The sequence below is a fragment of the Pseudomonas sp. Z5-35 genome, assembly GCF_051131945.1.
GTDB lineage: Bacteria > Pseudomonadota > Gammaproteobacteria > Pseudomonadales > Pseudomonadaceae > Aquipseudomonas > Aquipseudomonas marvdashtae.
On record NZ_CP071640.1, the window covers coordinates 2854644 to 2879766 of the forward strand.

Sequence of the window (25123 nt, forward strand, 5' to 3'; positions counted from 1 at the left end):
GGCGTCTGTTTTCGCAATCTTCGCGCAACCCGACTATCCTGCGAGTTTTTGTATCAATGAAATCGAGTCGGCAGTGCCGGACCGCCCCGCCGCCCTTTAAGGCCAAACTTATATGTCATCTCCTAGCAAACGGTCTCCCAACGTGCCACAACGACGAGAGCTGAGCCCCAGCGAATTGGACTTCCCCGTAGTAGGAATCGGCGCCTCCGCAGGCGGTTTGCAGGCCATCAAGCAGTTTTTCGAACACATGCCCAAGGACAATGGCATGGCTTTTGTCGTCGTCTTGCACCTGGCGCCGGATCATCAAAGCATCGCGGACAAAATCATCCAGGAATCAACCAAGATGACCGTGCTGCAAGTCACCGAGACGGTGCCTATCGAGAAAAATCACGTCTACGTGATTTCCCCGGCCCATCAGCTGTTGATGAATGACGGTTACTTGAAGGTTTCCCCGGCCGAACCACGCCAGGGCGGACACGTTGCCATCGATCTGTTCTTTCGTGACCTGGCCGATGTGCACAAGGAGCGGTCGTTCTGCCTGGTACTGTCGGGTACCGGCTCGGACGGCGCGGTGGGGTTGTCGCGGATCAAGGAACAAGGTGGCGTGACCCTCGCGCAATCCCCGGAAGACGCGGAATTCGATGGCATGCCGCAAGCGGCTATCGATACTCAGATGGTCGACCTGGTGCTGCCCGTTGCGGAGATGCCGCAAAAACTCCTGGAGATCTGGCGCAACTCCCAGGCGATCCGCCTGCCGACCGCCAACGACCCGGAAATCCATACCCAGCCTCCTGCGTCGGACCATGAGGCCGCCGTCGCCGAGCAGTTGTTGCATGACATCCTGGTGCAGCTGCGGTCCGGCACCGGGCATGACTTCAAACACTACAAGCGGGCCACCGTGCTACGCCGCATAGAACGACGCATGCAGGTCACGGCCCAGCCGGACCTCAGCGCCTATTACGGCTACTTGCAGAGTCATCCGGAAGAAACCAAGGCACTGCTGGGCGACTTGCTGATAGGGGTGACCAATTTTTTCCGCGACCGCGACGCATTCGAGGCTCTGGAGCGGGATGTCTTGCCCCAGCTTCTCCAACCCGTCGAGCCCGCCAGCGTGCCGCCCGAGGAAATACGCGTCTGGTCGGCCGGCTGCTCCACCGGTGAAGAAGCCTATACGCTGGCGATGCTGATCAGCGATCAGCTACAACACGAGAACAGCTCGGCCAAACTGCAAATCTTCGCCACCGATATCGACGAACGCGCCATTGCCGTCGGGCGCAACGGCGCCTATCCGGAAGCGATCATTACCGACGTGCCGCCGACGCGCTTGCGCCAGTACTTCATGAAGGACGGCGCGTCTTATCGGGTGCGCAAGGAAATCCGCGAGCGTGTGCTGTTCGCCAAGCACAGCCTCCTGTCGGACCCGCCCTTCTCCCAGATCGACCTGATCGTCTGCCGGAACCTGCTGATCTATCTCGACCGCGAGGTGCAACGCGAAATCCTGCAGATGTTCCACTTCGCCTTGCGACCGGGTGGGTTCCTGTTTCTTGGCTCTTCGGAATCGGCCGATGCCTGCCACGAACTGTTCAGCCCCGTGGACAAGCGCAACCGGATTTTCCGCGCCAAGTACGGCACCGCCAGCAGCCGCCGCACGCCGACCATGCCCCGTGGCGGATACGTGCGCAGCACGGTGTCCAAGGCCGCGCCGCTGGCTCCGGTGACGCGCAAGGTGTCATTCGCCGACATTCATCTGCGCGCCATCGAGCAGGCTGCGCCTCCCAGCATAATTGTCGATGTCAACGCCGACATCCTGCACATGACCGAAAGCGCCGGTCGTTTCCTGCGTCATGTGGGCGGCGAGCTGTCGCGCAACCTGCTGACATTGATCACCCCCCAGCTGCGCCTGGAGATCCGCACTGCGCTGTTCCAGGTCCAACAGAACGGCCAGCCGGTCAAGTCCCGGCAGGTCAATCTGGAGAGAGACGGACGGCGCTTCCTGGTGGATTTGCTGGTGCAGCCCTATCGCGATGACCAGTCCGACGGCGAATTCGTATTGGTTGTGTTCGAGGAAGAAGAAGTCGACCCCAGCCAGCAGGCTGAAGCCATCTCCAACCAGACCGAAAACCAGCTTCTATCCAACCTTGAACGCGAGCTGCAGCGGACCAAAGTGCACCTGCAGGACACGATCGAGCAGGCCGAGGTCTCCAGCGAGGAACTGAAGGCCTCCAACGAGGAAATGCAGGCCATCAACGAGGAATTGCGCTCGGCCACCGAAGAGCTGGAAACCAGCAAGGAAGAGCTGCAGTCGATCAATGAAGAACTGCTAACGGTCAACTACGAGCTCAAGACCAAGGTCGAAGAAACCGACAAGATCAACGATTACCTCACCAACCTGATCGCCTCCACGGACATTGCCACGGTGTTCGTCGACCGCAGCATGCGTATCAAATGGTTTACACCGAGGGCCACGGAGATTTTCAGCATGCTGCCGGTGGACACCGGCCGCTCGCTGCTGGACATCACCCATCGCCTGGACTACCCCGGCATGGCCGAAGACGCCACCCAAGTATTCGAGTCGCTGAACATGATCGAGCGCGAGGTCAGCAGCAACGACAGCCGCTGGTACATCGCTCGACTGTTGCCGTACCGCTCCAGCGAGGACCATATCGACGGCACCGTGCTGACCTTCATCGACATCACCAAGCGCCGGGCAGCCGAGGAAGAGCTGCGCCTGGGGGAGGAACGCATGCGACTGGTGGCCGAAAGCACCCGCGACTACGCCATCATTCTCCTGGATGAGCATGGTGTGATCACCAGTTGGAACACCGGGGCCGAGTTGATCTTCGGCCACACCAAGGCTGAAGCCGAAGGGGCCTATTACGATTTTCTCTTCACCCCTGATGACCGTGCGCTTGGCGCTCCGGAAACCGAACTGAGCACCGCCCGCGTCAACGGCCGCTGCGAAGATGAGCGCTGGCACCAACGCAAGGACGGCAGCCGTTTTTATTGCAGCGGCGAAGTCACGCTGCTCCAAGGCGACCACTTGCAGGGCTACGTGAAAATCGCCCGTGACCTCACCGGCCATAAGCGCATGCACGAAGAACAGACCCAGCGGCTGATGGAAACCCAGAACACCAGCCACCTGAAAGATGAATTTTTCGCGGTGATGTCCCACGAGCTCAAGCATCCGCTGAACCTGATCCAGCTCAACGCCGAATTGCTCCGGCGCCTGCCGGTGACCAAGACCGTCAGCGCGGCGGCCAAGGCGGTCAACACCATCTGCGACGCGGTCACCAGCCAGGCGCGGATCATCGACGACCTGCTGGACGTGGCGCGGGTGCGCACCGGCAAGCTCAAGCTCAAGCGCCAGGCAGTCAACCTTGCCCGCGTGCTGCAAGACATCTACACCGTAGTGATCAACGACAACCACCCGAACAAGGTCACCCTGGAATTACCCGAAGGCCCCGGCACCGAGCTGATCATCAACGCCGACCCGACCCGGTTGGAGCAGATCATCTGGAACCTGGTGAACAACGCGCTGAAATTCACCCCCAGCGGTGGTCGCGTGCAACTCGTCGCCAGCCACGACGGCCACATGGGACGCCTGGATGTGAAGGACTCGGGCGTGGGCATTGCGGCGGAGCATCTGAGCGAAGTGTTCGACCTGTTTGGCCAGGCCGAGACCCAGCACGCCACGCATCAACGCGAAGGGCTCGGTATCGGCCTGTCCCTGGTACGGCAGTTGACCGAAGCCCATGGTGGCAGTGTCGAAGTCAAATCCGAAGGGCTGGGCAAAGGCTGCACGTTCACCATTCGCCTGCCGTTGAGCAACGCCGTGATGGTCCCCGAACCGCAAGCCTGCGATGACCAATCCGGACGCTTGAGCGGCATGACGGTGCTGCTGGTGGATGACTCACCCGAGGTGCTCGATACCCTCAAGCTCCTGTTGGAGATGGAAGACGCCCACGTCCTCGCTTTCGACCAGCCGCAGGAAGCCTTGAAAGCAGCCAGGGACGCCCGTTTCGACGTTGTTATTTCGGACTTGGGCATGCCAGTGATGAACGGCCATGAATTGATGGAGGCGTTGCGGCAGTTGCCCCACGTCAAACATATCCCCGCCATTGCCCTGACCGGCTACGGCGCGTCCATCGATCTGAAAAAATCCAAGCAATCGGGCTTCGACCAGCACATCGGCAAGCCGGTGTCCTATGACGAGCTGATCGACGCGATTGAGCAATTGCGGCGCTCACAGGTTTATTAGAGGGTCGCTGGAGGCTAAAGGTGCTTTGCGGCTGTGGCGAGGGAGCTTGCTCCCGCTGGGCTGCGTAGCAGCCCCAAGTTCTTTACGGTCGCTGCGCAACCGAGCGGGAGCAAGCTCCCTCGCCACAAAAGCAAACCGGCCGCGAACATATAGGGCTATTTAGCGGTTTTCTTCATGCCGATCCGCCGGCGCATCTCGGCGGTGATGCTCTGGCGGGTTTTCTTCAGATCCGCCCACGGCTCATGCCCGACCTCTGCCAGACGCTCGTGGACGTTGTGCACGTTCCATAAGTTGGCGCCCTTGAGTTCGGCGATTTCTTCGCGATAAATCGGCACCGACACCGGTAGCCCCTCGCGGGTCCGAGCCGCGTAAGCGCAGATGGTGGTGGCACCGAGGCCGTTGCGCAGGTAATCGATGAAGATCCGCCCTACCCGGTTTTTCGGCCCTGACACCGCCGAGAAGCGATCAGGCAACAGCTTGGCCATGTGGCTGACGATGGCGTGACTGAAGCCCTTGACCTCGTCCCAGCCAAGTTTACGCGTGAGAGGCACCACCACGTGGATGCCCTTGCCGCCGCTGGTCTTGAGAAACGCCTTCAAGCCCAGCTCATCGAGCACCGACAAGGTCAGCTGTGTGGCTTCCACCATGCTTTTCCAGGGCAATGCCGGGTCCGGGTCGAGGTCGAGGACAAAGCGATCTGGCTTGTCCAGATCGACGGACGTTGCGTTCCAGGTGTGCAATTCCACGGTGCTCATCTGTACCGCGCCAATCAGTGCTTCGGCGTTATTGATGATCATCACCGGTTGCCCGGTCAGGTCCTTGTCCAGGCTGGTGATGCCGGGAATGCCCAACCGCTCGGGGTTCTTCTGGAAAAACAGCTCGCCGGCGATGCCGTCCGGTGCCCGTACCAACGCCACCGGACGGTCGGCCAGTTCCGGCAGGATGAAGTCGGCGACGCTGGCGTAATATTCGGCCAGTTGCATTTTTGTCGTGCCACTGCTCGCATCGATAACCCGCTCCGGGTGGGTGATGCGGACCTTGCCCTCCAAGGCCGGCGCCTGGGTGGTCTTGGCCTTGGCTTTTGCCTTGGGCTTGGCGGATGCCGGTTCCGGTTCGTCCTTGGCTGCGGTTTTTTTCTTCGCGGTTTTTTCGACCGGTTTCGGCAGTTCCTGGGTAATCGCCTTCGCCGGCTTGTCGTTGCGCAAACCGTGGAACACCGCATGGCGCACCGAACCCTCCTTGGTCATCTCGGCAAACGCCACTTCGGCCAGCAACTCGGGCTTAAGCCAGTGCACGCCCTTGGCGTCGTAGCCGGTCGGCGGGTTGACCACGGCGGCTTTTTTCGTCTCCAGGGGCAATAACTGCTGGTAGATGCTTTTTAGCGTGGTTTCGTTGAAGCCGGTGCCGACCTTGCCGGCGTAGCGCAGCTCACCGCTATCGACGTCGTGCAGGCCCAGCAACAGAGCACCGAATGCGCTGCGAGCGCCCTTTGGGTCGCTGAAACCGACCACCACGAACTCCTGGCGATTCTTGCACTTGAGCTTGATCCAGTCGTTGCTGCGGCGCGACACATACGCACTGCCCTGACGCTTGCCGATCAACCCTTCCATCTGCATCTGGCAGGCGCTGTTGAGCAGCGCCTCGGGAGTTTCCTCGAAGGCATCGGAGAAGCGCAGCAGCGGATCTTCGTTGGGCTCAAGCACGGCGGCCAGCGCGGCCCGGCGCTCTTGCACCGGGACTTTGCGCAAATCCATGCCATTGAGGTACGGCAAGTCGAACAGGTAATAAGCGATCTTGCCACTGCTGCCGGCGTCGAAGGCGTTTTGCAGGGCCTGGAAGTCCGGCACGCCTTGCTCATTGGCGACGACCATTTCACCGTCGAGCCAGGCCGATTCCAGTCCCAGCCCGGCCAGGGCCTCGGCCTGTTTCGGCAGTTTGTGGGTCCAGTCGTGGCCGTTGCGCGTGATCAAGCGGACATCGCCGTTGTCGATACGCGCCATGACCCGGTAGCCGTCGAACTTGATCTCGTAGAGCCAGTCGCCATCGGGCGCGCTTTCCACCAAGGTCGCCAGTTCCGGCTTGAGGGTTTCGGGGATCGGGCCGGCCACCGCGCCGCTGAGGGTGGTCTTGGCGTTCTTTTTCGACGGCTTGGCCTTGGCGGTTTTTTCCGGCTGCTTCACGGCGTTGGCCGCGGCAGCCTTGCCCCGGCGCTTGGGCACGATGGTGCGGTCGCTGAGCACGCTGTCCGGCTCGGCCTCGACCACGTTGTACTCGCTTTCCGGACGAGCTGCGTCGTCCTGGTGCTTGATCAGGAACCATTGCTCCTGCTTGCCCGGCATGTGAGTGCGCACCAGGTTCCACAGGCCGGCGAGTTTTTCCCCGCGCAGTTCGAACTTGAGCCGGCCCTTTTCGTAGGATTCGTGCACATCGCCCTGTGGGATCCACACGCCACGGTCCCAGACGATGACCTCACCGGCGCCGTAGTGTCCCTCCGGAATGCTGCCCTCGAAGGTCGCGTAATCGAGCGGATGGTCTTCGACGTGCACGGCCAGGCGCTTGACCTTCGGGTCCAGGGACGGGCCCTTGGGCACCGCCCAGCTCTTGAGCGCGCCGTCCAGTTCCAGGCGGAAGTCGTAATGCAGCCGCGTGGCGTCGTGCTTCTGGATGCAGTACTGCAGGGAGTGGGCGGTTTTCGCCGACTTGCGCGAGCGCTTCGCCGCCGGCTCCGGGGTGGCGGCGAAATCGCGCATGCGGTTGTAATCATCAAGGGTTTTGCTGGTCATGGGCCACCCGCAACTTGCGCAAGGGTGGGATCGGCCACGGGCATGCCCGCGGTTTCCGACAGCAGCTGATCAACGACCCGGCTCAGGGCCTGTTCAATCGAGTCCCCCAGCAGCAAGCCTTGTTCATAGAGCACAACCTGGCGATCGGCACTGGTGCCTTCCTGGATGATCCGGCGGGCTTGCTTGAAAACGTCCTGCACGCCTAGCGCTGTCGCGGTGTCGGCAAAGGTCTGTTCGGCCAGGTTCAGCCATTCGCCGATGAGCATGGGTTGATCCTGCCCTTCAACGATGAACTCCGCGAGGATGCCGTGGCGCTTGGCCCGGTAGCGGTTTTCCTTGAGGATCCAGTGGGACATCAGGCTGTAGTCGGCCCCCGGTTTTGGCTGAGCAACGGCATGGGCCACCATCAGGCGAAACAGCGATACGAGACACAGGACATCGTCGATTCGCGGACAGGCATCGCAGATACGCAGCTCAAGCGTCGGATACCGCGACGAAGGCCTGAGCACCCACCAGCAGTCACTGGGCTGGCGAATGGAACCGGTGCGCGTGAGCATTTCGACGTAGCCGTTGAATGCCGGCTCGTCCTCGAAAAACTCCGGTATACCCATTCGCGGCCATTCATCGCAGGCCACTTGGCGATAACTGCTGAACCCGCTGTGGGCGCCGTTCCAGAACGGTGAAGACGCGCTCAACGCCAACAGCATCGGCAGCCAGGGCAGCACTTCGTTCATGATGCGGACCCGGTCTTGGCCGGTCGGCACCTCTACGTGCACGTGCAGGCCCGACAACACACTGCGTCGCGCCACTCGCTGGTAATCGTCGAACAGTTGCTGGAAATGCAACTCGTCGGTGGGCTGCAAGCCAACGGTGGTCATCGGATGTGAGCCGGCGCTCAATAATCCCAGGCCATGGGGTGCGAGGCGTCGCGTCAGGCCGCTACGCACCTGGGCCAGGTAATCGGCCGCCTCGGCCAGGCTCTGGAAGATCGGCGAAGCCATCTCCACCTGGCTCAGGAACATCTCGTGGGCAAAATGTTCGCCCAGCTCCTCCCGGCATGCCGCAACCGCCGCCGCGGGCGGCTGGTCGGGCATGCGCCGGGTTTGCAGGTCGGTGATGAAATATTCTTCTTCAATGCCGAACTTCAGACGCCTGTTCATCGCTGTTCCCTCCGATACCCGCACCCGTGCGGGTGACAACCAACGCCACCACGGCGATCCTTTCCACGTCCTGATAACCCGGGGTCAGCAACTCCTCGCCGAAGACGTCCGGGTCCAATTCCCTGTAGGTCCAGCCGAACTCGGCCGAGTCGCGCCAGGCGCCCAAGGCTTCGAGGAACGGATCGCGGCCATCGACCATCGCCACACCGGTATAGAGCACCAGCGAACCGCCAGGCGTCAGCCGGGGCAACGCCTGCTCGACGATGCGCAGCGACAACCCGGCGCCCAGCGCGCCGCCGCCATGGCGGTAGGCGCGCTCGGCCGGGTCGGCCATGTAAGGCGGATTGGCGACGATCAGGTCGAAGCTGCCTTCCACGTCTTGCAGCACGTCACTGTGGCCAATCTCGACGTTGGCGACCTCAGCCAGCGCCGCGTTGACCGCGCAGAGGCGCAAGGCCATTGGATTGATGTCCACGGCCAACACCTGAGCCTCGCGCCGGGCACGGGCAATCACCAGCGCTCCGACGCCGGCACCGCAGCCGATGTCCACGGCCCGATGCACCGCGCTGAAGTTCTGTTGCAGATGAGTGTGGATCAGTTGGGCAAAACGGTAGCTGTCCGGGCCAAAAAAAACCGCGTCGGTGGCCTGTGTGGGAAACGGCGAATGGGCGAACAGCATGCCGTCCAGGCTTGACCAGCGCACGCGGCTGTAAAGCAGGCCATCGCGCGCTTCGAGTACTTGGGCGTCCTGTAACTGGCGCTGTTCGTCGGCGGAGATCAGCCCCGGTGCAAACGGCCGCGACCAACCGAACACGTCCCGCAGGGTCTTCGAGCGCTCGTTACCGGGCCGTTGGTTGACCCGTTCGTGGGTCAACGGTGTCGGAGTGATAAAACGGTAGCCGTCGGCGTGCAGGCGGCGGCCCAGTTGCAACAGCGCCAGGTCAGGTTCGGACAGGCGATCTTCCTGATTCATGCAAGGCTCCTAACGAAGGGCGGATTTGAGTTCGATGAAGCGGCGGGTCGCCAGCAACCCGGCCGGATGGCTGTGGCAGCGGGCCGAAAGCCAGGGCATCAGGATCTGCATCTGCTCGTCGGGCGCCTTGCCCCGCAGCGTTTGCTGCAAGTTCTGCACATCCGGGTCCTGCGCTGGCGTCGGTGGCTCATGGGCCGCGCCATGACTGCGACGGGCTCCGGGTCGACCGCGCTCGTCCAGCCAGTCGCCGGCGATCCAATCGTGCAGCAGTTGTTTCTCATAGGGGCTGAACACCCCGAACATCGCGGCCCCGGCGCCTTCGATGAGGGTCCAGAACCGACTGTTTTGCGGGTCTTCGTGACGCCGGATCCAGCCTTTGCCCTGCATGGCATTCAAGAAGCCCTGCAGTTGCCCGGGTTCCGCCAGCCATTGATTGACGGTCTTGCCTTCGAATTTGCAGTAGTCGGAATGCATGTGCTGGCCGAACGGGCGCTTGCGCTCGAGCATGTCGAGCAGCTCGCGCTCCAGGTCAAACGACTCGATGACCGCCCGACTGCCCTGCCCCAGATCGTTGAGGCGGTAGCCCCGGGTGACCCGGCGCCAGAACGATTCGCGGTCCGCCTCCATCGGCATCAACTGCATCAGCGACTGCACGGCTTTGTGGGCGTGGCCGGTGCTGGCGTTATCGATGGTCACGTGCAGGGTGAAATAATACGGGTCAATGTCGAGTTCGCTCAGCTCGTAGGCGCTGATCAGCAAGTGCAGTGGCAGCTGTTCGTAGCCCAGGTTATAGCCGATGACTTCGGGCAGATACTCGTCGCCAGCATAGCCGAGGGCCAGTTGCACGGCGCCTTGCAGGTAGCGATCGTCATCAATGTCGGGCATGTCCGGCAGGCCGTGTTCGGCAAGCAATTTGCGGTAGAGCACCACATGGTTCTGTGCGGGGACGCCGTCGCCAAGCTCTTCCAGGTAGGTGCACAGCAACCCTTCGAAACGGTGGTCATGCCAGTGCTTGAGCACGCCGTACAACCAGGCGCCGTCCACCAGTTTGGTCGGCGCCACGGCCTGGAGGAAATACAAGGCGTGGGCCTTGCTGGTGAAGAACTCCCGACGGCCGCCGTTTTTCCGACGTTCCAGGTAATCGGCATATTGCCGGGCCACGTCGGCGCTGTGCTGCTCGACCCAGGCCAGCAATGCCGCCGGATCGTCAGGCATTTCCTGCGGCAGTGCGCTGGCTTGTTCAAGGCAGGGTTGCAGGAACGCTTGGGCAACCGCTTGCTTGTCTGCATCGTCGGGGCCTTGCAGCAGCCGCTCGTACGATTGGCGCACGTTACCGGCCGTGGAAAATGGCTGCGCGGTGGCAGGCCGGGATTGAAGGGGTGTCAGCGCAGTCATAAGGGCCTCTTGGGTTCTCGGCAGGACGCTGGATCAGTACGTCTCTTCCTTTGCAGAGCCTTGCGCGGGGGAAAAAATTCCCCAGGATCGATAGGCCGCCGGATAAACGGAACCGCGTGCAATACGGTTGAACCCTCGCTTCGCTCCGGCTCTCAAACCTTAGGCAGCAACAACCCGTCCATGTAGCGAGGTAGCCTATGTGGCGAGCTACAGGGACCCGTGGTCATCGCCACCCAACGCAGGCGCTATCCAAGGAGCAACCATGATCTTTACCGTGTGGGTGGCCGTGCTCGGAGCGGTGTTGCTGACCCTGGCCCTGACATCGTCCTACCTTCGCTGGATGCCGGTGACCACCTCGGCGGTGTGCCTGGCCCTGGGCGTCGCCATCGGGCCAGCGGGGCTCGGGTTGCTGAGACTCGAAGTCGGCGATTCCTCGGTATGGATGGAGCATCTGACCGAAGTCGCCGTGGTGTTCTCGCTGTTTGTCAGCGGTCTCAAGCTTCGCCTGCCGCTGAAGGACCGCAGCTGGCGCGTTGCCTATGGTCTCGCCGGTCCGGTGATGATCCTGACCATCGCCGGCTTGTGCCTGGTCCTGCATTATCTGTTTGGCCTGGGCTGGGGTCTCTCGCTATTGATCGGCGCAATACTGGCGCCCACCGACCCGGTGCTGGCGGCCCTGGTACAGGTGAACGATGCCCGCGACAATGACCGCGTGCGTTTCGGCCTGTCCGGGGAGGCCGGACTGAACGACGGCACCGCATTTCCGTTTGTCATCCTTGGCTTGTTGATGCTGCGCGAACCCGACGGCGGTTTCCTCGGTGAATGGGCTTTGGGCGACGTCTTATGGGCCGTGCCGGCGGGCCTGCTGATTGGCTATTGGCTGGGGCGCGGCATCGGTCGACTCACCTTGTCGATGCGTATCAAGAACGCCGACAGCACCTTATCGCCCAATGACTACCTGGCCCTGGCCTTGATTGCCCTCGCCTACGTCGCGGCGGAAGCCGTCCAGGGCTATGGCTTTCTTTCCGTTTTCGCCGCTGGCCTGGGGCTGCGTCAGGCCGAGGTCGACTCCGGCGATGAAGACGCGCCACCGGCCGAGCACCTGGTGCAAGCGGTGGTCGGACACGAAACGGTCAATCCCGAGCAGGCGGTGCTGGGCGACGCGCAGGGGCTGGACGACGGCCAGGTGGCGGCCGGTGTGATGATGAGCGACATGCTGGCGTTCGGCAGTTTGGTGGAGCGGTCCATGGAGGTCTTCCTGGTAACGCTCCTGGGGGTCGTGCTCGCCAACCACTGGGATTGGCGCGCCTTGATCGTCGGCGGACTGCTGTTTGTGGTGATACGCCCCTTGAGCGTGCTGGCAATGCCTTGGGGGCGGTTGTTGAAAGGACCGCAACGGCTATTGATCGGCTGGTTCGGCATCCGTGGCATCGGCAGCCTGTTTTACCTGTTCTATGCCCTGAATCATGATTTGCCGCCGGACGTGGCAGCGCTGTGCATCAACCTCACGTTGTCGGTGGTAGCGCTGAGCATCCTGGTGCACGGGTTAAGCACCCAGCCCGCGCTGGCCTGGTACGAGCGCCATAAAGCGAAGCCCGACGATTAGCCGCCCGGATCGGTGACTTGGATGAACACTGAGTAGACCCCCAGCAGCACCCAGAACGCCGCAAAGATCCACGGCGTGCGCAACGAGAACAGCAGCGACTTGCGATAACCCTTATGGGTCGACTCGCGCTCGCTGAACAGCGGCGATTCATCGTAGGCCAGGCCCATCAGCGGTTCACTGCGCAGCAATTCACTTTGCTTGAAATGCCAATGATCGATGATCTCGTAGGCGGCGCGGATGCCCGGCCAGGCATTGAGCGAACTCAGGAAACCCAGCAGCGCGAGGAATGGCGGCACGATCAGCGTAAACAGCTTGCCCCACTCCGGATTCAGGTTGGCCATGCAGGAGGCGAAGGCGATCACCAAAAACGACTGGGCGGTCAGGTAGGCATCGGTTCGATTAGCCAGGATGCTGGTTTCGTATTGGATTTCCCGACGGTAAAAGTCCAGCCGTTCCTTGGGCGAGCCGAACAGCTTGGCGTTGTGCTCGGTGAGTTCTTCTTCCGGGGTCTGGCGGGTAAGGATTCTGGGCATTGCGCAAGTTGTCCCTCGGCGTGATAGAGCGCCATTAGAAGGGAGCGTCGCGAGGCAAGTTCAAGCGGATGGACCAAAGGTCCAAGGAAACGCTATGGCACCGTTGGGGTCTTTAAAGGCAACGAGGGCAAGAGGAAAACTGCGTGGATTATCTGGGATGGGTCCAATGGCCCGCGATGGGGGTAACGGTGCTGGCCGCATGGCTGATCGGCTCACGCCAGCCGCGCCGGCGGGTGGCGGGATTCAGCTGTTTTATCGTCAGCAATATTTTGTGGGTGGTGTGGGGCCTGCATACCAGCGCTTACGCACTGATCGTCTTGCAGTTCTGCCTGTGTGCGATGAATCTGCGGGGGTTCAAGAAAAATACACAGTGAGCAATACCTTTCCTGTGGCGAGGGGATTTATTTCATCGTCTGCCCAATGATCTGCACCAGGTCGATCTGCTTGAACGGCTTGGTCAGCCGCGGCAGCTCAATGGCGAAGCCTTCCAGGCGTTCGGCATAACCGGTCGCGAGGATGATCGGCAGGTTCGGCTGGCGCATACGCAGCAACTTTGCCAGCTGCGCGCCATCCATTTGTGGCATGGCCATGTCGGTGATCACCAGATCGATGCCCTGGTTGCGCTCATACAACTCCAGCGCCTGGGCGCCCGATGGTGCGCAGTGAACCCGATGTCCCAGGTCTTCGATCATCAGGCGGGTGCTGGTCAGCACCAGGCTGTCATCGTCCACCACCAGCACGCGCAGCTCCTGGACCGGTGGCGCCGGCATCTGCGTCACAGGCGGCGTCTCCGCTACCGAATCATCTGCCACCGGCAGCCAAAGCTCGGCGGTGGTGCCGATACTTTTTTCGCTCCTGAGTATCAGCCTGCCGCCCAACTGCTCGGCGAGGCCGTGCACCATGGACAGACCCAGGCCGGTGCCCTTGCCCACGCCCTTGGTGGTGAAAAACGGATCCACCGCCGAGGCCAGCGTCACCTCGTCCATGCCCTCGCCCTCGTCCGTGATCGCCAGGCAAATGTACCGCCCGGGGGCCAAGGACTTGTCCAGTCCCGTGACCTCGGTCGCCAACCGTTCCTGCGCCTGGATGAGTATCCTGCCGCCTTGTGGCATGGCGTCCCGGGCGTTGGTCGCCAGGTTGAGGATCGCCAGTTCGAGTTGGTTGACATCGGCCCACACCGGCGCCAACGCCTCGGCGAACTGGGTCTGGATGTGAATCGAAGGGCCCATGGAGCTTTGCAGCAGACCGCTGATGCCCTGCACCAACGCCGCCAGCTCCACCGATTCGGAAGTGAGCTTCTGCCGGCGGGCAAACGCGAGCATCCGCTGGGTCAGCGACACGCCGCGAAGTGCGCCCTGGGTCGCGTTATCCAACAGCTGGCTGAGCTTCGGATCGCTGGGCATGCGCTTGCGCACGATTTCCAGGTTGCCGAGGATCACCGTCAACAGGTTGTTGAAATCATGGGCGATGCCGCCGGTAAGCTGGCCGATGGCTTGCAATTTCTGTGACTGGAACAGTGCTTCACGGGCCTGTTCAAGGGCTTGCTGAGCCTGCGTGGCATCGGTGATGTCGCGGGTGATCTTGGCAAAGCCCAACAACGTCCCGGTATCGCTGCGAATCGCATCGATGACCACATGCGCCATGAATCGCGTGCCATCCCTGCGCACGCGCCAACCCTTCTTTTCAAAACGGCCCTCACTGGCAGCGATGCTCAGGGCGCGCTGTGGCTCACCGGCTTCGCGGTCTTCGGGTGTATAGAACATCGAAAAATGCTGGCCGATGGCTTGCGCCGGCAAGTACCCCTTGATCCGCTGCGCGCCCTGGTTCCAGTTGGTCACCTGGCCATCCGGACCGAGCATGTAAATGGCGTAGTCGGTGACGCTCTGCACCAACAGACGAAACTGCTGCTCGCTTTGCTTGAGGGTTTCTTCGGCCATCTTGCGATCGGTCAGGTCGCGGGTGATCTTGGCGAAGCCGAGCAGTTCTCCGCTCTGGCTGTCGATGATCGGATCAATGACCACATGGGACCAGAACAGCGTGCCGTCCTTGCGCACCCGCCAGCCCTCGCCTTCGAAGCGCCCCTCGCTCACGGCCGTATCCAGCGCCCGCTGCGGCAGGCCGGCGGCACGGTCCTGGTCGGTATAGAAACGGGAAAAATGCTCACCGAGGATTTCGGATTCTTCATAGCCCTTGAAACGTCGGGCGCCGGAGTTCCAACTGGTGATGATGCCCGACGGATCAGTCATGTAGATGGCATAGTCGACCACGGCGTCGATGAGCAATCGAAAGCGCTGGTCTTCATTGATGACGGGGCTGGTCTTTGGGTTGTTCTCAAGCATGTTGGCCGAGGAATCCTTGGGGATTTCGTGGAGTATGAAACAAGTGTCGCCGGAGGAAAAACCTGATTTATGTGGGGTTATGGGCGTTGCTAGTGGGGGGATTGGACCTGTTCCGGCCTGACCGACCACCATTGCGGTAGCAGCCGCTGCACCTTGGCCTCGCCAAACCGGTCGTCGATGAGCATGACGACGCCTTGATCCTGCTGGGTGCGGATGACGCGACCCGCCGCTTGCACGACCTTTTGCAGGCCGGGGTACAAATAGGTGTAATCGTAGCCATCGCCAAAAATGACCGCCATGCGTTGCTTGATCTGCTCGTTGACCGGGTTGAACTGAGCCAAGCCCAAGGTGGCAATGAAGGCGCCGATCAGTCGCGAACCCGGCAGGTCGATCCCCTCCCCGAACGCACCGCCCAGCACCGCGAAGCCGACGCCCTGGCTGTGCTCCATGAATCGTTCGAGGAACGCCTGGCGAGGCGCCTCGCCCATGCCGCGCGATTGCGTCCAGGTGACAATGTGCGGGTGCCGCTCGGCGAACAGTTCGGCCACTTGCTGCAAATAATCGAAACTGCTGAAGAACGCGAGGTAGTTGCCAGGACGTCCTTCGAACTGGCGCGCCATCAGCGCGACGATAGGCTCCAGGGATGCCTGGCGATGGGCAAACCGGGTAGAAATCCGGCTGATCACCTGGACATCCAGCTGTTGCGCCTGGAACGGCGACTCGACGTCGATCCATACAGTGTCGGCCGGTGTTCCCAGCAGGTCCGCGTAATACGGGCGAGGACTCAGGGTCGCGGAAAACAGCACGCTGCTGCGCGACGCCGTGAACCTGGGCCGCAGGAACCCGGCCGGGACGACGTTGCGCAGGCACAACGTAGAGAGGCTGCGCTGGCGACCGGACTCGCGCTTGTGGATGTCGAACAGGAAATGCTCGTCGAACGACTCCGCCACGCGACCGAATTGCAGGGCGTCGAAATAGAACGCTTGCAGCCCGCTGTCGAGTCCCTGGGGATGATCGTTCAGGTAGTCACCGATGGCCGTGACGCAGGACCCCAGCGCCTGGAGCAACTTGTCCGGGGGTTTGCCATAGGCCTGGTAAGCGGCGACTTGTGGTTCATGCAAGGCGCTCCACTGCCGATTGACCTTCTGCAGCGCCTTCTTCAACGGAGCGGGCGCGGTTTTCAGCACCGCCGCGAGTGCGGACTGATCAAGGGTCGCGCTGTACATCTGCCGGCCGCGCTCGACCAGGTTGTGCGCTTCGTCCACCAGGGTCGCGACCGTCCAGGCATTGGCCTGGGCGAGGCCGAAGAGCAAGGCGCTGAAGTCGAAGTAATAGTTGTAGTCGGCCACCACCACATCCGCCCATCGGGCCATTTCCTGGCTCAAATAATACGGACAAACCTCATGGGCCAGCGCGATGTCACGCAACGCAGCCTGATCGAGCAGCGTGACCTGGCTTGCCGCCTCCCGGGCCTGCGGCAGCCGATCGTAAAACCCGCGGGCCAGGGGGCACGATTCGCCATGGCAGGCTTTGTCCGGGTGTTCGCAGGCCTTGTCCCGAGCGATTATTTCCAATACCCGCAGCGGCATCGTGGAGTCGCGTTGGGTGATCAGCCGAGCCGCGTCCAGCGCCAGCTTGCGCCCCGGGGTTTTCGCCGTGAGAAAAAACACCTTGTCCAGGCGCTGCGGCGCGAGAGCCTTGAGCATGGGGAACAAGGTGCCCACGGTCTTGCCGATCCCCGTGGGCGCCTGGGCCATCAGGCAACGACCGGTGCTTACCGCTTTGAACACCGACTCAGCCAGGTGCCGTTGGCCGGGCCTGAAACCGGCGTGGGGAAATGCCAGGGCCTGGGCCCCCAGGTTACGTGCCAGGCGATGGCGCATCTCCTGTTCGGCCCAAGCCAGGAATAGTGCGCATTGCTGCTCGAAAAACGCCTGGAGTTGCGGCGCATCGAAGCTTTGCGCCAGGCAAGTCTCCTTTTCACTGACAATGTCGAAATACACCAAGGCCACGTCGATGCGCGGCAATTGCAGCTTCTGGCACATCAGCCAGCCGTAGATCTTCGCCTGGGCCCAATGCAACTGGCGATGGTTGTCGGGTTGTTTGCCCAGGTCGCCCCGATACGTCTTCACCTCTTCAAGGCAGTTGCGGACCGGATCGTAGCCGTCCGCCCTACCCTTGACCTTCAGCGCGTGATAGACGCCCTCCAGGCTCACTTCGGCCTGATAGCCCTCACTGCGCCGCGATGCCACGGTCCGGTGGCCGACAATGCCTTCCAGCGCCGTGGGCGACGGGGTGAAACGCAGGTCCAGATCGCCGACCTTGGCAGTGAATTCACACAACGCCCGGACCGCGATGCAGTAGCTCGGCGCCTCGGTCATGCGCCCTGCTCCGCCCATTGCACATAACAGACCGCGACAGGCATCTGGTGCTCATGGCAGAAGTCCAGCCAGCGCAATTGGTTGTCCTGCAGGCGATCACCCGGGCCTTTGACTTCGATCATGCGGTAGGTCTTGTGCTGCGGCCAGAACTGGATCAGGTCGGGCATTCCGGCACGGTTGGCCTTGATATCCAACAGCAGGCGGTTGAACCAGTGCCTGAGGTGTTCAGCCGGCAAGCAGTCGAGCGCTTGGTCCAGCAACTCCTCGGACAGCGCGCCCCAGAATACGAAAGGCGATTGCACGCCCGACTTTTGCGCGTAGCGGCGGCGGATGGTGTGCCGATAGCGACCGTCCTCCAACTCGGCGAAACATGCCGCGAACAGCTCGGCGCGGCGGTCATGGAAATCTTCATGGAGCAGGTCCACCGGGCCGCGTTGGAACGGGTGGAAAAAGGCGCCCGGCAGCGGCGCGAAGATCGCCGGCCAGCACAACAGGCCGAACAGCGAGTTAACCAGACTGTTCTCGACGTAATGTACCGGCGCGGCCTCATCATGCAGATGCGCCTGGACGCAATACTCCACCGACAGCGCCGGGTCGACGCGGGGCAAATGCAGGTCCAGCCGCTCCACCGCCCGAGCCATCGCCCGTGGCACCGGTGGCCCACCCAGTTTGCGCCGCAGTCGAGGCACAATCCTCAGCAAGGCCTGATGTTCGGCGGCACTTTGCGGCGACTGGGCCGCTGCTTCGCCCAGCTCAAGGGCCAAGGCATATTCGCCGATCCGCTCCAGTACCCGGATCATCCGCAGCCGGGCGCCGGGGTACGTGCAATCGCGATAAATGCGCAGGGCCAAGGCAAAATCGCCGGTGCGCTCGCCGTGCTGGCCGATCTGGAACAACAATTTGCCTCGGCGCCGCTCCAGCCAAGGGTTGTCCAGAACCAGGCTGTCGACTTGGGTGAGGATCGATTCGAGCGGCTCGCCAGCCTCGAAAGCTTGCTGGCATTGATGCAGGAAAAAACACGCATTGATGTCCTGTCGGCTGCGCAATCCCCGGGATTCGACGCTGAACTCGACCGCTTCATAAGTGAAGATGCCCAAGTCCGCCAACACGAACTCCGACCAGTCCTGGTAAAGATTACCGAAAAACATCAGTCGCAAGCGGTCGCACAGCGCCATGACCGTGACGCTGAACAGTCGATCCTCGAGCTGAGGGCACCAATCGCGAAACGGCTGGGGTTGGCTGCAATGATCGCTCAAGGCCTGCAGCCATTGGGTCTTTTTCGCCTTGGGGTGCTCGATCAAATGACCCAGGCAGAGGAGGACTTCCTGCTTGAGCAACACGTCAAACAGCTCGACCAGGGTAAGACTGGCGTGCTCCTCGACCCAGCCCAGCGCCAACAACGGCGCCACGGCGAGGTCGATTTCGCCGATTTCGCCGTAGTGCAGTTTGTTGCGGCGAAAGTGCAGCCCCTTGCGCATCACCAACCGTACCAACAACCCCTGGGACGAGCGCGGCAATGCCGAGAAATCCTCGATGAAGCGCAATTCTTCGCTGCCGAGCACATCGGCGTAACGTTGCGTCAGCCATGCGAGTACTCGCTGGAAGTTGTTCAGATAGTAAAAGGGATCGTCGAGGGGGTTGGCTGTCACGGAAAAGCGCCACGCATGCAGGAAGTACTGGTTATGCGTACAGATATCAGCTACTCGCGGCCCAAGCAACTGCAAAAGATGAGCGGTCTCCTATATTTAAAGGTGAAATCCTTCGATCGGCGATGAACTTTCCTACGGCAAGCGAGACCAATGGCGGTTAACTCAGTGATGGCCCGGTCGAATCAGCCGGGCTCGCGTCTTTTTGACTAGAGGTTATGGACTATGAACATCAGGTTTCTCGGGCTGCCCTTGGTCGCCGTGACGTTCCTGGCGCTGGCCGGCTGTTCGACACCGACCGTAGTGACCTTGCAGAACGGTACGCAGTATTTGACCGAGGACACCCCCAATACCCGTACCGCCGACGGCTTCTACGAGTTCGAAGACATTTCGGGCAGAAAAGTGCGGGTGCGCGCTGATGAGGTGGCGACGATACGCAAGGAAGATTGATTGTAATCGAGCCCTCTCCGTGAGGGCTGGCCTCTTGTGTTCCAGCAAACCGGCCCGAGCCTGTCAGCATCAGGTCGTTCACCTTGGCCAACGCTTCAACTTCCAGTCCCCGAACACACCTCCCGCAGACAGCTCCTTAGCCAGCGGTGCACAGGATCAGCATCCATCCTTGGGTGCCAAAGCATGGCGACGGTAAATTCAGGCACCGCGAACGGCAGCGCGAAACTGTGCATGTCGGTGCGCAAACGGGCGGTGTAGCGTTCCGGCACGCTGGCGATCAGGTCGCTTGAACGGGCGAGGCCCAGCGCAGTGGAGAAGCCCGGTACGGTGGTAATGATTTCGCGGGTCAAATCCATCGAGCCCAGGGCCTGGTCGATCAGGCCATGCTCGAGGCCACGCATGGAAACGCCGATGTGCTGGCCCGCCGCATAGTCGGCAACGTTCACCTCGCCCCGACTCAAGGGATGCCCCGCCCGCACCACACCCATCAGGCGATCGCTGAACAGCGCTTGCGTGCGCAACTCCGGGCGGGTGTCCTCACCCACCACGGCGGTCTCCAGATCCACGCTGCCTTCGCGTAGCGCCGTGCTGTCGCGGTCCGCCTTGTCGACAAAACGCAGCCTTATTCCAGGTGCTTGGCCGCCAATGTGGGCAAGCAGCTCGACCGCGAAGTTTTCCACGAACCCTTGGCGGGTGCGCAGCGTGAAGGTGCGGTTGATTCGTCGCAGATCCGGGGCCTGCACCGGGCGCAGCGCCGCCTGGACGTCCTGTAGCAGTTGACCCACCTGTTCGCGCAACTCCTGCGCCCGTGGCGTCGGAACCAGCCCACGCCCCGCCCGTACCAATAAAGGATCACCGGTGGCCTGGCGTAGACGCGCCAGCGCTCGGCTCATGGCCGAGGGGCTCAATCGCAGGCGTCGGGCCGCACCGGCCACGCTGCCTTCGGACAGCAAGGCCTCAAGGGTAACGAGCAGGTTGAGGTCAGGTGTGGACATGGTCGGCCCCGGTTCTGATAGATGGCGTTTGACGCAGCTATAACATGCAACTGGTGCGTCTTCCGCCATGTTATGCCTCGGCGTACTGTTCCGACAGCTCCAATGCGAGAGCAGCAAACAGAGGGAACATGATGAAGCCAGCCGATACAGAGCAACGCTTGCCATCGGGCGCATTTCGACATCAGGGCGTTTCTGCACGCTGGGCCCTGGCCAGCCTTGCACTTTCCACGCTGCTCGCCTCCTTGGGCGCCAGCGTAGCCACCGTGGCCTTGCCAGTGCTGGCCCAGGCATTCGAGGCATCCTTCGCGCAGGTGCAATGGGTGGTGCTGGCTTATCTGCTGGCGATCACCACGTTGATCGTCAGCATGGGACGCCTGGGAGACCTGATGGGCCGCCGCACGCTTCTATTGATGGGTATTGCGTTATTTACGCTAGCGTCAGCCCTGTGTGGCTTGGCGTCCTCGTTGTGGTTGCTGATTGCCGCCCGGGCGCTGCAAGGTCTAGGGGCGGCCATCATGATGACCCTGACGATGGCGCTGGTCGGCGAAACGATCCCAAAGTCCAAGACCGGCGCCGCGATGGGACTGCTGGCCACGCTGTCGGCGGTGGGCACCGCCCTGGGCCCGTCGGTAGGTGGCCTGTTGACCAGCGGGTTCGGTTGGCATGCGGTGTTCCTGATCAACGTGCCACTCGGGCTGCTGACGCTGCTGCTGGCTTGGCAATCGCTGCCGGCCGGCCCCAGGGCGACAAATGCCGGGCAAGTGCGCTTCGATAGCCTGGGCACATTGCTCCTGGCCACGACGCTGGGCGCCTATGCCTTGGCGATGACCCTTGGGCACGGGAGCTTTGGCGGGTTGAATGCCGGGCTGCTACTGGCAGCCATCCTCAGCGGTGGGCTATTCGTCCGGGTGCAGCGTCGGCTCGCGTCGCCACTGATCCCCTTGGCGATGCTTGGCGACCGTTTGCTGGTGTCGGGCCTGGCGACGAATGCGCTGGTCGCAACGGTGATGATGGCGACCTTGCTCGTCGGGCCGTTCTATCTGTCTATCACGCTCGGTCTGCCTTCGACCATCGTCGGGCTGGTATTGGCAGCGGGACCGTGCCTCGCCGCCCTTTCCGGGGTTCCCGCCGGACGCTTGGCTGACCGGTTCGGTGCGCGCTCCATACGGCTGGCCGGGTTGGCGACAATGGTCCTTGGCACCTCGCTGTTGTCATTGCTCTGCCCGGCGCTTGGCATCGGCGGCTATGTCGCTGCGATCGTGGTGACAACCCTTGGCTATGCGATGTTCCAGACGGCCAACAACACGGCTGTGATGGCGCCAGTCGCCGATAACCGGCGCGGCGTCGTCTCGGGGCTGCTGAACTTGTCCCGCAACTTGGGTTTTTTAACCGGTGCCTCAGTGCTCGGCGCGGTTTTCGCGGCCACGCTTCCGACCAACGGTATCTCCACGGCCAGCCCCGACGACGTTGCAAACGGCTTGCACGTCACCTTCGGCGTAGCGCTGGCATTGACGGCCCTGGGGTGGCTCATTGCGTTTAAACACCGCGTCCCAGAGCCATCGAGGGGATATCAGGAAAGCGCAGGCGAACGATGATTGCACGCTGGACATTTGTCGTTAGGTCATGACGCAGGTCAAAAAAACTGAACCAATCGCCAAACGGACTGAAAAAATCCACGTGACGTTCATTTTCAGGTGCTATTTTTAATTCTCATTGGTAGAGCCATGATGGCTCTTCCTTCCTGACGTGAGCAAAAGGAAGCGCTTGATGAAGAAGGCGGGCCGCAAATGAATAAAGGATCTTTCAGCAAGGTGACGTTCCCCAACGCCTGCCAATTGATGCGCTGGCATTTCCATCCTATGGGCTTCGAAGCCAGCATGGACGCGCCAGGCAGCATGGTTGCCCGGTTGTTCGACCGCGCCAGCGGCGAAACCATGATCGCGATTGCAGGCATTCCCTGCGCAACCGTAATGAACGCCCCCGACGTCGAGCGAATCATCGAAGCGGTGGAAGCCGAGCTTGAAGCCTTCGTACCGCCAGTTGGCTTGCAACGATTCGCCTCCTGACGCGTCCTGGCAAAACAAAGCCCACAAATTGATGTGGGCTTTTTTTATGGATTTCAATTCACTGATCTCAACCTCGGGCACGGCGATGGTCGAGGAAGAACGGCTTGCCCGCGCCGATCCGGTCCGAAGCCTTCGGGGCATTGGCCGCCTGGCCGTCCTGGGAGTCGACATACCAGTAGCAATGCTGGACCGCTCGGGTGATGCCCACGTAGGCCAGGCGCAGGATCTCGTCTTTCTGCGCCGTGTCGTACGGTTCGACGTCACCTTCCTGGCCCAACCCGGCCATCCGGTAAACCTGATTCTTGTAGGGCGAACGGGTGAGGTGCTGGCAATCCCCTAACAGGAACACCGCATCAGCTTGAAGACCTTTGGCGCTGTGATAGGTCATCAGCCTGAGCCGCCGCTGCGGGTACGGCAAGCTAGAATCCACATTAACTATTTGATTAATATTTTTTTCTATCAATGACTTATCGGAGCTTTTTCGATAAAGCATCAAGATCGAATCACCGTTGCGGTAATGTTCTTCGAGTCGCCGCGCCAACCCTTCATCGTCCCGGTCCAGCACCGTGACCGGACTTGGTGCTCGGGGCTTGCCGCTTGCCTTGGCTTTTTTACCGGGGATGGATTGCGCCGAGCGAACGATGTGCTCGGCCGCATCAATGATGTATTGGTGGCTACGGTAGTTTTCAGTGAGCATTACCCGAGTTGTCGCCGGTGACCGGAACTGCTTGTCGAAGCCTATGAAGAAACTCGGCGAACTGCCGCGCCAACCATAGATTGACTGCCAATCATCGCCCACGCACAGCAAGGATGAACGTTGCGCGCCGCGCCGCACGTGCATGGCGGGCCCGCGCCTGCGCACCTCGCCCAGACTCGCCCGTATCCAGGAGACGATTTGTGGAGAAACGTCCTGGAACTCGTCGATCATCAGATGCGAAAGCGGCCTCAGTAGCGCGTCGTCGAGCAGCTTGAAATTTTCTGGCGAATGCTCGCTGAACAGCGCAAACATCCGGTTGTAGGTCATCACTGGCGGCGACTGGTCGAGCAAATGGTCTTCAAACGCCCGCCAGAAACGACTCAAGGCTTCAAAAAAATACCGATCCGGATCGTCTTGGGCGAAACACATTTTGCCAACCGCATCCGAAACGTCCAGGCCGAGGTTTTCGATAAAGCCTGCCGCCGAGACGAAACAATCCAGCAACGGTGCTGAACTCAGTTCGCCCTTGACCCGGTAATCGAACCCGGGGCCCGAGCTGGCGTTGCCCGCCAGCGACGTCATGACGCGCCTGGAGTCTTCATAGCTATCTAGCCAAATCAAAGGCTTACGCGAAAAAGCTTGAAACAAGGTTCGCTTTACAGCCCATTCGGCACGCAGGCTCAGCTTGGCACCGGGACGGCTCAGTTGGGAGTTTTCCCGGGAATCGAACCCCAACATCACCCATGCATCGAGCGACTGACTATAGCCATGACAAAAGAACCGTGATCCGTTGATCTCGAACACCTGGCGCTTGGACTCAATGCCTTTGATCGGCCAGGCACCCGCGCGAAACCATAAGTCTTCAATCGCATCGCACAGCGCTTCATCGCGCTGGGCCGCCAGCTCAGTCACCGCCACGCGCTTTTGCACATCCGGGTGGTCACGTTCCAGCGACTTGAGTTGCAGCGCGTGGAGGGAAAGCGGCTTGATCAGCTCGCGGAAACGCTCGTCGCGTTGGTAGAGGCTGTGATAGCAGGCATTGAGTTGCTGGCGCTGGGCATCGTTGATGCGTAAATCGAACGGATTGCCCTGGGTGTCGTCGTCATCCGCCCCGGTGCGGTGGCTCAGCGTCTCGAAGGCCTGTAGCCGCTCAAACCCCGGCAGGCTACGGACCATGGGCAGGAGACGGGAATGGAAGGTGCGCACCAGGTCGCGCGCTTCCTTGAGGCTGATGGTGCGTCCCCATAGCGCAAACACCGCGATCAGCTTTTCGATGAAGTCCTTGCGCGATTCCCGGGTGAACGTCACCACGGTCATCGAATCCAGCTCAAAACCTAAGTACTGGGCGAGCAGCACAACCCGCAGTACCAATGTCGTGGACTTGCCCGCACCTGCGCCGGCCATGACCGAAGTCGTAGGTGTGTCGCTGAAAATCATTTTCCATTGCGCACTGCTGGGCTGCTCATCCGCCGGCAAACGTCGCGCAACGTCGGTTTTGACGCGCTTCTTCAGCTCGGCGGTGACGGGCAGGCGCCAATCGTCGAATAACAGGTCATCGACCTTGGGGGACGGGTGCTCGGTACTTCGTGAGTCACGGATCAACAGGACCTGACGGCCCTGCTCCAGCCCTTCGGCTTTGCCTTCGCCGAAACCGTAGTCGAATCCGGCGGCATGGCCGCTGCGAAAACCATCAGCCTGGCCGTGCAGCCAGGATGCGCGATGCTGGGCGCGCAGACGGGTCAGGCCGTGGCCGAAAAATCGCGCGGCCAGGCGTTTTAACCAAGGCATCTGAGCCAGGGACAAAAGTTCGGGGGGAAGATCGGGGCTGTGTTGCGACACGC

At 61.5% G+C, this 25123-nt stretch carries 16 protein-coding genes; 6 read left to right on the top strand and 10 right to left on the bottom strand.

All coding sequences use genetic code 11. From position 1 onward, the window contains the following. The first annotated feature begins 112 nt into the window (after positions 1-112). Positions 113-4258 carry a CheR family methyltransferase gene (locus J3P95_RS13155; RefSeq protein WP_434581052.1) on the top strand — a complete coding sequence of 1382 codons (4146 nt, stop codon included), beginning with the start codon at positions 113-115 and terminating at the stop codon, positions 4256-4258. Positions 4259-4413: 155 nt separating this feature from the next. On the opposite strand, the gene ligD is transcribed toward J3P95_RS13155, so the two are convergent. From ligD to J3P95_RS13175, 4 genes are read right to left on the bottom strand one after another with little or no spacing between them, the layout of a single operon-like run. Further along, positions 4414-7041: a DNA ligase D gene (gene ligD, locus J3P95_RS13160; protein ID WP_434581050.1), complete on the bottom strand. Its 2628-nt coding sequence runs from the start codon at positions 7039-7041 to the stop codon at positions 4414-4416. Then, a complete protein-coding gene (locus tag J3P95_RS13165; RefSeq protein ID WP_434557281.1) occupies positions 7038-8201 on the bottom strand; it encodes a carboxylate-amine ligase in 1164 nt (387 codons plus the stop codon). The genes ligD and J3P95_RS13165 overlap by 4 nt, the downstream gene beginning before the upstream one ends. Next, complete coding sequence (locus tag J3P95_RS13170; RefSeq protein ID WP_434581048.1) at positions 8173-9174, bottom strand: methyltransferase; 1002 nt, start codon at positions 9172-9174, stop codon at positions 8173-8175. The genes J3P95_RS13165 and J3P95_RS13170 overlap by 29 nt, the downstream gene beginning before the upstream one ends. Positions 9175-9183: 9 nt before the next feature. Beyond that, positions 9184-10569 (bottom strand): iron-containing redox enzyme family protein, encoded by a 1386-nt coding sequence (locus J3P95_RS13175; RefSeq protein WP_434557283.1) that lies wholly within the window; start codon positions 10567-10569, stop codon positions 9184-9186. Positions 10570-10831: 262 nt separating this feature from the next. Between J3P95_RS13175 and J3P95_RS13180 the strand changes: the two genes are divergently transcribed. Then, positions 10832-12175 (top strand): cation:proton antiporter, encoded by a 1344-nt coding sequence (locus tag J3P95_RS13180; RefSeq protein ID WP_434581046.1) that lies wholly within the window; start codon positions 10832-10834, stop codon positions 12173-12175. On the opposite strand, the gene J3P95_RS13185 is transcribed toward J3P95_RS13180, so the two are convergent. After that, a complete protein-coding gene (locus J3P95_RS13185) occupies positions 12172-12708 on the bottom strand; it encodes a hypothetical protein (protein ID WP_186632587.1) in 537 nt (178 codons plus the stop codon). The two genes, J3P95_RS13180 and J3P95_RS13185, sit on opposite strands and share 4 nt — an antisense overlap. 143 nt (positions 12709-12851) lie before the next feature. Between J3P95_RS13185 and J3P95_RS13190 the strand changes: the two genes are divergently transcribed. After that, positions 12852-13082: a hypothetical protein gene (locus J3P95_RS13190; RefSeq protein WP_186632590.1), complete on the top strand. Its 231-nt coding sequence runs from the start codon at positions 12852-12854 to the stop codon at positions 13080-13082. A gap of 27 nt (positions 13083-13109) precedes the next feature. Here the strand turns inward: J3P95_RS13190 and J3P95_RS13195 are convergent, their stop codons facing one another. From J3P95_RS13195 to J3P95_RS13205, 3 genes are all read right to left on the bottom strand, one after another. After that, positions 13110-15047: a PAS domain S-box protein gene (locus tag J3P95_RS13195; protein WP_434581043.1), complete on the bottom strand. Its 1938-nt coding sequence runs from the start codon at positions 15045-15047 to the stop codon at positions 13110-13112. 89 nt (positions 15048-15136) lie between these two features. Continuing rightward, on the bottom strand, positions 15137-17428 hold the full coding sequence (locus J3P95_RS13200; RefSeq protein ID WP_434557286.1) for an ATP-dependent DNA helicase: 2292 nt from the start codon (positions 17426-17428) through the stop codon (positions 15137-15139). After that, positions 17425-19077, bottom strand: a complete 1653-nt coding sequence (locus J3P95_RS13205; protein WP_434557287.1) for a VRR-NUC domain-containing protein — start codon at positions 19075-19077, stop codon at positions 17425-17427. Before J3P95_RS13205 ends, J3P95_RS13200 begins: the two co-directional genes overlap by 4 nt. Before the next feature lie 222 nt (positions 19078-19299). Here J3P95_RS13205 and J3P95_RS13210 point away from each other — a divergent pair, with 222 nt between their 5' ends. Further along, a complete protein-coding gene (locus tag J3P95_RS13210) occupies positions 19300-19524 on the top strand; it encodes a YgdI/YgdR family lipoprotein (RefSeq protein ID WP_434557288.1) in 225 nt (74 codons plus the stop codon). A gap of 95 nt (positions 19525-19619) precedes the next feature. On the opposite strand, the gene J3P95_RS13215 is transcribed toward J3P95_RS13210, so the two are convergent. Next, positions 19620-20519 (bottom strand): LysR family transcriptional regulator, encoded by a 900-nt coding sequence (locus J3P95_RS13215; RefSeq protein ID WP_434557289.1) that lies wholly within the window; start codon positions 20517-20519, stop codon positions 19620-19622. 131 nt (positions 20520-20650) lie between these two features. Between J3P95_RS13215 and J3P95_RS13220 the strand changes: the two genes are divergently transcribed. Further along, positions 20651-22114 (top strand): MFS transporter, encoded by a 1464-nt coding sequence (locus tag J3P95_RS13220; RefSeq protein ID WP_434581212.1) that lies wholly within the window; start codon positions 20651-20653, stop codon positions 22112-22114. Positions 22115-22306: 192 nt separating this feature from the next. Beyond that, positions 22307-22585, top strand: a complete 279-nt coding sequence (locus tag J3P95_RS13225; RefSeq protein ID WP_186610273.1) for a DUF1652 domain-containing protein — start codon at positions 22307-22309, stop codon at positions 22583-22585. A gap of 67 nt (positions 22586-22652) precedes the next feature. Here J3P95_RS13225 and J3P95_RS13230 read toward each other — a convergent pair whose 3' ends face one another. Beyond that, positions 22653-25121 (bottom strand): UvrD-helicase domain-containing protein, encoded by a 2469-nt coding sequence (locus tag J3P95_RS13230; protein ID WP_434581040.1) that lies wholly within the window; start codon positions 25119-25121, stop codon positions 22653-22655. Positions 25122-25123: the final 2 nt, after the last annotated feature.